2 protein-coding genes are annotated in these 3,731 nt (G+C 70.3%); both read left to right on the forward strand.

Annotated features, from left to right (window positions below; genetic code table 11):
• On the forward strand, positions 1-922 hold a 922-nt coding region (locus VD972_RS08530), incomplete at its 5' end, for a non-ribosomal peptide synthetase (RefSeq protein ID WP_324983572.1).
• Positions 923-934: 12 nt separating this feature from the next.
• Positions 935-3,731 (forward strand): type I polyketide synthase (locus VD972_RS08535; protein WP_324983576.1); only part of this gene is annotated, 2,797 nt, incomplete at its 3' end.

Raw genomic sequence — 3,731 nt, forward strand, 5'->3', positions numbered from 1 at the left:
CCCGATCGAGGCGGTGGATCCCACGTGGGTGAGCATCCCCTATGGGTGGCCGATGACGAACGCGAAGTACCACCTCCTCACCGAGGCCATGGAGCCGTGCCCCACCTGGGTGCCGGGGCAGATCCACATGAGCGGGATCGGCGTGGCCCGCGGCTTCTGGCGAGATGAGGAGCGCACCCGCGCCAAGTTCGTGATCCACCCGAGTACTGGCGAGCGGCTGTACCGCGCAGGGGATCTGGGGCGGTACTGGCCGGATGGAACCATCGAGTTCCTCGGCCGCGAGGATCTGCAGGTCAAGGTCCAGGGCTACCGGATCGAGCTGGGAGAGATCGAGGCCGCGCTGGCCCAGCACCCCTCCGTGCGTACGGCTGTGGCCACGGTGGCGCAGGCGGCTGGAGGCAAGCGACGCCTGGTCGCGTTCATCGTGGCGGAGGCGGCCGACCGCGCCGCGCTGGCGGACGAGCTGCTGGAGTTCGCCACCGCCAAGCTGCCCCGGCACATGATCCCCGCGATGGTGGTGCGGGACAGCCTGCCCATCACCGCCAACGGAAAGGTGGATCGCAAAGCGCTGGGGGCCCTGGCGGCGGAGGCGCTCCAGCCTCGCGTGGCGTACGTGGCGCCTAACAGCGAGCTGGAGCAGACGATCGCGAAGTACGTTCAGGAGGTGCTGCAGCTGAGCGAGGTGAGCGTGGATGTGCAGCTCTTTGATCTGGGCGCCACCTCCATGCACATCGTGCGGCTCACCTCGATGCTCCGCGAGGCGCTCAAGGTGGACGTGCGCGTCACCGATCCGTTCCTGTACCCGACCGTCCGCGCACTGGCGGCCTTCCTGGGGCAGTCGGCGCAGCAGCAACCGGCGGCCAAGACGGGCGTCTCACGCGCTGAGGCGCGCCTGGCGGCCCGCGGCCGCAAGGCCTTGTAGGGGACTGGCGAGATGGGTGAGTTCGACGTCGCGATCATTGGCATGGCCGGCCGCTTTCCCGGGGCTCGGACGCTCGATCAGTTCTGGCGCAACCTGCGGCAGGGGGTGGCGTCCACCACCTTCTATTCCGAGCGCGAGCTGATCGACGCGGGGTTCGATCCGGAGCTGGTGCGCGACCCGAACTTCGTCAAGGCGTACCCGGCTCTGGACGGTGTGGACATGTTCGACGCCGGCTTCTTCGGGTACAGCCCGCGAGAGGCGGAGACGATCGATCCGCAGCAGCGCCAGTTCCTCGAGGTGGCGTGGGAGGCGCTGGAGGACGCGGGCTATGACTCGATGACGTACCCGGGCTCCATCGGCATCTTCGGTGGGGCGAGCGCGGCCATGTACCTGTCGCGGCGGATCGCGGCGAGTGGTGGCTCGGCCTCACCCATGGAGTGGCTGCAGCTCCTGGTGGGCAGCGACAAGGACTACGTGGCCACGCGCGCGGCGTACAAGCTCAACCTGCGAGGCCCCAGCATGAGCGTGCAGACGGCATGCTCCACCTCGCTGGTGGCCATCCACCTGGCCTGCCAGAGCCTGATCAACCGCGAGGCGGACATGGCCCTGGCCGGAGGCGTCTGCATCCGGCTGCCACAACGCACAGGGTATCTCTACCAGCCAGAGGGAGTGCTCTCGCCGGATGGGTACTGCCGCTCCTTCGACGCGCGCGGCCGGGGAACGGTCTTCGGCAACGGTGTGGGCGCGGTGCTGCTCAAGCGCCTGGAGGCCGCCCTCGAGGATGGCGATCCGATCCACGCGGTGATCAAGGGCTCGGCCGTCAACAATGACGGGGCGACCAAGATTGGCTTCCTGGCGCCGAGCCAGGAGGGACAGGCGCGCGCCGTCTCCGAGGCGCTCGCGGTGGCGCAGGTGGAGCCTCGGACGGTGGGGTACGTGGAGTGCCATGGCACGGCGACGCCCGTGGGCGATCCGATCGAGATCCGGGCGCTGACGGAGGCCTTTGGGGGCAAAGCGGCGGGGAAGGGCTTCTGCGCCATCGGATCGGTGAAGGCGAACGTCGGGCACCTGGACTCGGCGGCGGGCGTGGCCGGGGTGATCCGAGCCGTGCTCGCGCTAAAGCACCAGGAGCTTCCCCCGCTGGCACACTTCGAGCGGCCAAACCCCGAGTGCGATCTGGAGGACGGCCCCTTCTATGTGCCTCGGCAGGCCCAGCCCTGGGTCCGGGGTTCCACGCCGCGACGGGCAGGTGTGAGCGCGTTCGCGATCGGCGGGACCAATGCTCACGTCGTCCTGGAGGAGGCCCCCGAGCGCCCACGCGTCGCGCGGCCTGCTTTCACCGCTCGCGCCGCATACTTGCTGCCTCTGTCCGCGCGGGGCACCGGCGCGCTGTCGAAGCTCTCGGCTGCCTATGCGGATCGGCTGGGCGCGGCGGATCCGGAGCAGCTGGCGGCGGTCAGCTACACGGCCAGCGTCCGCCGCGCTCACCACGCCTACCGTGTCGCGGTGGTGGGAAGCTCGGCGGCGCAGCTCCGCGCGCGCCTCGAGGCGCATGCCCGCGGCGAGACCGTACGAGGCGTGGTGGTGGGAGAGCGGACCGCGAAGTCCAAGGTGGCATTCGTCTTCTCGGGGCAGGGCTCGCAGTGGGTGGGGATGGGGCGCGGGCTGCTGGCGGCGGAGCCTGTCTTCCGCGAGGAGCTGGAGAGGTGCGACGCGGCCTTCCGCCCGCACCTGGGCTGGTCGGTGCGGGAGGCGCTCCATGCGGAGGATCTGGCCGAGCGCCTGGAGCGCACGGAGGTGCTGCTGCCGCTGCTGTTCTCCGTGCAGGTGGCGCAGGTGGCGCTGCTGCGCTCGTGGGGAGTGGAGCCGGACGCGGTGGTGGGCCACAGCCTCGGCGAGGCCATGGCCGCACACGTGGCGGGCATGCTGACTCGGGAGGACGCGGCGCGCCTGGTGTGCCTGCGGACCGCCGCGGTGGCCAGCATGGTGGGGAAGGGCGGGGTGGCACTGGTCGAGCTGCCACGCGAGGAGGTGCCTCCCTATCTGGAGGGCTACGCGGGTCGCCTGGCGGTGGCGGCGGAGAACGGTCCGAAGAACACCCTGGTGGCGGGTGAGAAGGAAGCGCTGGCGGAGCTGCTCGTCCGGCTGGAGCAGCGGGGCATCTTCTGCCGCCGGGTGCGCATGGGCTTTGCCTCGCACAGCCCCCAGATGGAGGGGCCCGCGGCGGAGCTGCGGAAGAAGCTCGCGGGCCTCCGTCCCCGCCCCGGCGATGTCCGGATGCTCTCCACCGTCACCGGCGAGTGGGTGGAGGACTCGGAGCTGACAGCGGAGTATTGGGGCCGGAACCTGCGCGAGCCGGTCCGGTTCTGGAGCGCGGTGAAGCGGCTGGCGCGAGAAGGGTACGGCACCCTTATCGAGGTGAGCCCCCATCCGGTCCTCACCCCCCTCATCGAGGAGGCGCTTGGAGCGCTCCCAACCCCAGCGACGATCTGGCCGACCCTGCGCCGGGGAGAGGACGAGCCGGGAGCCATGCTCGAGGTGATCGGCAGGCTCTATGCCTCCGGTCACACGGTGGACTTCCAGCAGCTGTACCCCTCGGGAGGCGAGGTGGTACCGCTGCCAGCCTACCCGTGGCAGCACGAGCGGTTCTGGCTCGAAGATCGGGTGCCAGGACAGGACTCCGCGAGTGCGCGCAGAGGCTCCGGCCACCACCCGCTCCTCGGCGAGCTCTTCGAGCCTGCGGAGGCGGAGCAGCGCTACTTCCAGGTGGACGTCGGCACGGCGGATCTTCCCTATCTGGAGGATCACC

Source organism: Hyalangium sp. (assembly GCF_035629615.1).
Lineage (GTDB): Bacteria > Myxococcota > Myxococcia > Myxococcales > Myxococcaceae > Hyalangium.